The sequence below is a fragment of the Mucilaginibacter sp. genome (assembly GCF_036568825.1).
In the GTDB taxonomy this organism is placed as follows: domain Bacteria; phylum Bacteroidota; class Bacteroidia; order Sphingobacteriales; family Sphingobacteriaceae; genus Mucilaginibacter.
In genome coordinates this window covers 1-6007 of sequence record NZ_DATCRU010000043.1, presented here as the reverse complement: position 1 = coordinate 6007, position 6007 = coordinate 1, and the positions used below count along the sequence as shown (strand labels likewise).

Below are 6007 nucleotides of genomic sequence, written 5' to 3'. Positions count from 1 at the left end.
GATGTGCAATGCCCGCCATAAGGCTGTTCTTACTGCTGTGTTATCCGGCTTGTTCACAGTATACTATTTTAATTTACTCATAACTTCTTCTAACCGGCTGTGTGCCCAGTTAATGCCTTGTTTAAACGGTAGTTTCAACTGCTCGTCCCTTTGGGCAACTGATTCAAATATGACGTGCATATTCAGTCTGCTGGTTTCATCAGTAATGGCTTCAAATTCACTCACTTCGAGCTGAACACCAAAAGGCACGCCAGCCATTTCGAATGTACGCACGATCCTTTTGTTGGGACTAAATTCGTGGATCACGCCATCGGCCTTAAACACCACATTCCCTTTAGGGTCGCTGGTTTCAAATTGCCAGCCTCCAAACTTTTTTCCTTCAAACTTAAGCACTTTTGTCCCCATCCATTGCTCGATCAGTTCGGGCTCGGTGAACGCTTTGAAAAGCAGTTCAAGCGGCAGATCAAACTCCCTGGTAATTACCAGGTCATGCTTACCTTGTTCAGCATCAACTTTTGTTTTTAGTTCCATATTTCTAATTTTAATTAACACGAATGCTCTCGAATTTGTCGAATGACACGAATTAGGGTCAAAAACCAATTCGTGCAATTCGCCTTAATTAGTGAATATTAGTGTTTTTTTTGGTTTTTATAATTCTTCATAACACTCTCTAATTTGTTAAAGCGGGCATCCCACATCTGGCGGAATGGCTCGATAAAGTCGGCTACTTCTTTCATTTTTTTTGCATTTATGTGATAGTGGATCTCTCTGCCGCTTTGTTCCTGCTGCAGCAGTTCGCATTCGGTAAGTATGTGCAGATGTTTTGATACTGTCGGCCTGGCGGTATCAAAGTTTGCCGCAATTGCCCCGGCCGTTAAAGATTGCGAAGCAACCAGCAGCAATATGGCCCTTCTTGTCGGATCGGCTATGGCCTGAAATACATCTCTTCTTAAATTCATTATGTAGCTATTTGACTACAAATATAAATGTAGCTATTTGACTACGCAAATCTTTTTTGAAAATAATTTTATCTGTAGTTTGATTTTTTTACCAGCAAACGCACATCCCTGATCAGGATTTTCCGACCCTCGGTTTCCAGTATGCCTTCTTTTTTAAAGTCTTTAAGAAGCCTGATGACATTGTCCTGGGCTATGCCGGCCATGTTGGCAAGATCCGCTCTTGACATATTAAGAACCGGCTCTTTATCGCTTGAATTGATGTCCTTGAATTTCTCCCTGAGAACGATCAGAGCGATAGCCAGGCGCCTTTCTTTTTATGCGAAAGATGATGCAGGCAAGTTCTGTTCAGCATACGGGTCAGTCAGCGGATGATTCGGCAGAAGATACCGCTCTCACTGAAATGCTGCCCGCAGGCACAGATGTTTTTGAAATTACCGGGCCATTATTCTTTGGTGCGGCTTACAAATTCAGGGACACCATGAAAATGGTTGAAACGCCGGCCAAAGTTCTGATTATCCGTATGGATAAAGTTCCGGTTATAGACGCTACCGGACTGAGGGTCTTAAAAGATGTTTGCGATCAATTGGAGAAGAAGGGAAGTAAACTCATCCTGTCTGAAGTTAACAGCACCCAGGTTACGGATGAGCTTCAAAAAGCACGTTTATTGTTTCGTATCGGAAAGGCCAATGTTACATCTTCATTTGAGGATGCAATAAAAAGGGCGGAAGATATACTGATTGGCTTAAAAGTCTGATTTGAAATATTGACACGAGGTAATATTTGCTTTATAAAATCTCAGCGCCACTTTGTACCTTCTCTGTTCTCTTGTGGCAAAAATCTTAACCACGGTGGACGCAAAAAAGACACAAAGGCAAATAGTTTTTTCGGGGATATTTATTTTTGAAAGAGCATCAGATATCCGGATTCCCGCTACCTAGAATAACCATTCCGTCGGCGCTTTCCCGAACTTTTTCTTAAAAGAATGCGAAAAGTGAGAGAGACTTTCAAACCCTAAGTCGAGGTAGATCGCAGATGGCTTCTTGTTCTTTTTCTCTATCAGGTGACGGGCCTCCGTCAGCCGTTTTTCCTGCAGCCAATGCCGGGGTGCCATGCCGAATATTTTTTGAAAGTCGCGCTTGAAGGCGGCAAGACTTCTGCCGGTGAGTTGTGCAAACCTTTCCACCGGGATATTGAAATGAAAATTGCTGAGCATAAATTTTTCCAGGTCGATCTTATAAGGCTCTGAAAAGTCGAACAAAAATGTTCTGAGCTCCGGCATGGTGTGCAACAATAACTTTACCCCCTCGTTCACTTTCAAAATACCCATGTCCGCAGATATCCGTTCTGCCGGATTGCGGACATAGGGTATTATCGATTGAAAATAACCATGCAGAAAATCATTCTGAGGAATGGGAATGTTAGCCGGGCCGGTATACTTCTGCTGTATATCTATTTGCTCTTCAAGCGCGATCTTTCTGAGTAGGTCTTCCTGCAGGGAAATCACTACTGTTTCATAATCCTCATCAGGCAGGGGAGTTTTGGTGATCTGCGCCAGCTGGTTTTTACCGATCAGCAACATCTCACCTCTCCTCATTGAAATTTTTTGCCCCGACGTTTCCAAAGTAAATTGCCCCGAAACCAGGTATACAAACGTGTTATGATTCAGAAAGCCTACTTTCTCCTTTCGCTTTGTTGAGAGATAAGCGTAAAAGATGACTCCGGGGACTATTTCGTTTGGATTCGTCATGATGTAAAGATATAAAACAGGTAGCTTTATTATCGCTGCAGATAGGTACTGCCAACTATTGCGCCTGGTGCAAAATTGGTATTCAGCATATTCATTTCTTCAGGAGTGAAGCTGATTTCCATCGCCTGCATGTTCTCCGGCAGACGTGATCTTCGACTCATACTTACCAATGGCATAATATGATCGCCTTGCGCATTCACCCAGGCAATTGCTAATTGTGTCGGTGTATATCCTTTATCTTGCGCCATTTGCTTTAACACTTCAACTTTTTCCAGGTTTTTGATCAGGTTATCTCCCTGAAACCGTGGGAAATGGTTTTGGTAGTCGTTAGCTGCAAGCGGTGCTTTCATATTCCCGGTAAGTAAGCCTTCGGCTGTATTGGCAAAAGCCACAACACCTATGCCCAGCTCTTTAGCGGTAGGAAGCAAGTCGCTTTCTATCTGTCTGTCAGCTAAAGAATAACCAATTTCCAATGCGGTTACAGGGTGAATGCTGTTTGCTTTGCGCAATTGATCTGCCGTTATTTCAGATACCCCCAGGTAACGTACTTTTCCTTCCTTGATTAAGTCTGCAATAGTGCCGATCACATCTTCCAACGGAACGCTATTATCGAGCCTGCAAGGTTGATAAAGATCAATGGTATCGATACCCAGTCGTACTAAAGAATAATTGATGAAATTTTTGATGGCTATTGGACGCAGGTCCAGCCCAAGCATCTGGCGATTATAGAAGATTGCGCCAAACTTAACACTGATGAAGGCATCGTCGCGCCGGCCTTTGATGGCTTTGCCGACAAGCATTTCATTATGACCGGCGCCATAGAAGTCGCCTGTATTCAGAAAGTTAATACCATTGTCTAACGCCATCTGAATGGTAGCAATACTTTCGCTTTCATCATTCACAGGGCCTCCCCAAACGGGCGACATGCGCATACAGCCTAATCCAAGTTTAGATAGAAGCGGGCCATTTTTGCCAAGATTGATTTTTGATATCGTTGTCATAGATAATTATTTATTTGATTAACGATACAAATATCAGCCTGTTTGTCCGGTGGCCGCTTTCCTGCATGGCTCAAATTGCTTGCCTGTACGGCTCGTTTTTAAGCTCAAGCCAAATCACCATAAAGCAGCGTTTCATCACTTTGGCTTTGCAAACCCTTTGGAATGTTGACAGGCAACCCAATAAAGTCGCAAATGTCAACAAAAAGAAGTGCCAGCCTGTCGGTATAATCCCATACCCGTGACACCGGTGTTTGATCTTCGATTACTATTGTGTTCGTTTCCATTAATGTTCTGTTAAGGATATAGACGAACGAGTTGTGAAAACATTTTAAAATATTTTTAATTGGGGGGAGGCATTATGCATTATGAATGAATTTGACATATGGTCGTCTAAAGTAGCTGAAGCTGTCTTAAAAAATCGGTAACTTTAACGATTAATAGCAATTGCTCGCCGTCGGAAAACAAACGAGAGACAATAACCATGGCAAACCTTGTATTAAATAAAATATATTTCAAGATACTTAACCCAATCATCCCTATTTATATTTCTACGGAAGTTTTTCCTGGAGCCAAGAAAACGAATGCTAAATATTTTGCTGATTTTACATCGCAGGATTTGTTTCAGCAATACGATACTCTCTATTATTCTTTTGCTGAAAATGACGCGGCTCAGGCCTATTCGGTTAATATTCTCAGCAACCGTTACTTTTTCAAACCTTATGTTGTCGGTCAACTTAGACAGTATTTTGTTGGCTTAGAAATGATGACATTGGATGACTTTGTAAATGGACTCCAGATTTGGCGACGGGCCGGCACGAAGCATAATTGTATTATATATGATAAGATCAGCTTAAGGCAGGTATCATTAGATAACATATCAAGATTAGAGTTATTGATCAGTTATGACGGTAAATCGCTTATCAGCCAAAGGCCATTGTCACAAATCGATGGAAATGTCGGTTTTGCAAAATATGTGGAGGCAGGTGTGCTTCATAAATTTAATCGAGAAAATCAACTTAATGCAGATGTCGTTTTTCCAGTATTGGGGTACGAACTAAAGCGAGCACTTAATATTCCCACTGAACATGACCCCCGCAGGAATACCTATAAGGAGTATTATGAGCAAATCAGTGAGTTTTATAGCGAATACTTACAGGGAAAGCCCATTAGCGATAATATACAATTCTTTGAGTCAGGATTTAAACAATTGAAAGAACAGGAGATATGGAAGACAAAATTTGTATCGAACAAACTCCGATTTGGAAATGATGGTGAGGATAACAGCGTTTATAGTGGTTTGAAAAGGTATGGCCCGTATGCAACGCCGGATAGTGAGAACTTGCGATTTATTTTTGCTTATAAGCCGGCACATGCTCAAGCTGCAAAAAAACTGTATTCTACCATGTCACAGGGGCTACAAGAAGGTGCATTTGCACCCGGTCTGAAAGACTATGTGAAAGTTAATTTTAAAATGGGCGAACCCCACCGGATCGTTCTGGAAAGTGAAGATCCCGCCGCAGAATTGCAAACGAAGATCGAGCAATATCCATTTCAAGCAGGTCTGCAGTATTTCGTTATCTACCTGACAGATCATAACAGGTTCGAAAGTGAGGATGAAAACGAGGATGAATATTATAAGGTCAAATATCTGCTACTCAATAAAGGCATATTATCTCAATTTATATGGTATAAAAATATCCTTGCGAATAACTTCAGGTTTCACTTGCCAAATATCCAAGTAGCCATCCTAGCTAAACTCGGCGGCATACCGTGGAAGTTGGACACTTTTTCAGATGATAAATTGATCATTGGTTTTGGTGTAAAAAAGATCAACAATGAAGAGTTTTTAGGAAATAGTCTTTTCTTTAAAGAGGATGGTACATTTCATAAGTTCGAATCTTTTCAACGCGAAAATATTCGGACGATTGGCGATGCACTCAAGCAAAATATTGATACGGTCATTAGGCAAAATGACCTGAAGATCACGAAACTGGTTATTCATTATTATAAAACATTGAATGACGAAGAGGGTAAAGCCATCGAGCGAGCATTGCGATTCTTCGATTTGGAGATACCGTTTGTTGTGCTGACGATCAACGATTCGAAAAGTAAAGACTTTGTATTTTTTGACACACAATACAGCAATATAATGCCGGTGAGTGGTACTATCATAGAGTTAAAGTGGAAAAGCGAATACCTATTGTCTAACAATATGCGCCACGATGAAGCGCAATCGTACAATATCTGGGATACCGGAGCACATCCTGTACGCCGAACCATTTACCGGCGGCGGGGCGGGA

General features: G+C 41.6%; 8 protein-coding genes. 2 read left to right on the top strand and 6 right to left on the bottom strand.

The features are described from left to right. Positions 1-63: 63 nt before the first annotated feature. From VIM89_RS08685 to VIM89_RS08675, 3 genes are all read right to left on the bottom strand, one after another. Positions 64-531: an SRPBCC domain-containing protein gene (locus VIM89_RS08685; protein ID WP_488155759.1), complete on the bottom strand. Its 468-nt coding sequence runs from the start codon at positions 529-531 to the stop codon at positions 64-66. A gap of 98 nt (positions 532-629) precedes the next feature. Further along, on the bottom strand, positions 630-959 hold the full coding sequence (locus VIM89_RS08680; RefSeq protein WP_488155758.1) for an ArsR/SmtB family transcription factor: 330 nt from the start codon (positions 957-959) through the stop codon (positions 630-632). 68 nt (positions 960-1027) lie between these two features. After that, positions 1028-1255 carry a helix-turn-helix domain-containing protein gene (locus tag VIM89_RS08675; protein ID WP_488155760.1) on the bottom strand — a complete coding sequence of 76 codons (228 nt, stop codon included), beginning with the start codon at positions 1253-1255 and terminating at the stop codon, positions 1028-1030. A 20-nt stretch (positions 1256-1275) separates the two neighbouring features. On the opposite strand from VIM89_RS08675, the gene VIM89_RS08670 reads away from it, so the two are divergent. Continuing rightward, positions 1276-1713: an STAS domain-containing protein gene (locus tag VIM89_RS08670; protein WP_488155757.1), complete on the top strand. Its 438-nt coding sequence runs from the start codon at positions 1276-1278 to the stop codon at positions 1711-1713. A gap of 180 nt (positions 1714-1893) precedes the next feature. Here VIM89_RS08670 and VIM89_RS08665 read toward each other — a convergent pair whose 3' ends face one another. From VIM89_RS08665 to VIM89_RS08655, 3 genes are all read right to left on the bottom strand, one after another. After that, positions 1894-2706 carry a helix-turn-helix domain-containing protein gene (locus VIM89_RS08665; protein ID WP_488155756.1) on the bottom strand — a complete coding sequence of 271 codons (813 nt, stop codon included), beginning with the start codon at positions 2704-2706 and terminating at the stop codon, positions 1894-1896. A 29-nt stretch (positions 2707-2735) separates the two neighbouring features. Then, complete coding sequence (locus tag VIM89_RS08660) at positions 2736-3707, bottom strand: aldo/keto reductase (RefSeq protein WP_488155755.1); 972 nt, start codon at positions 3705-3707, stop codon at positions 2736-2738. 104 nt (positions 3708-3811) lie between these two features. Further along, positions 3812-3991, bottom strand: coding sequence for a hypothetical protein (locus tag VIM89_RS08655; protein WP_488155754.1), 180 nt, complete (start codon positions 3989-3991; stop codon positions 3812-3814). A 197-nt stretch (positions 3992-4188) separates the two neighbouring features. Between VIM89_RS08655 and VIM89_RS08650 the strand changes: the two genes are divergently transcribed. Beyond that, a partial coding sequence (locus tag VIM89_RS08650) for an argonaute/piwi family protein (RefSeq protein WP_488155753.1) occupies positions 4189-6007 on the top strand: 1819 nt, incomplete at its 3' end.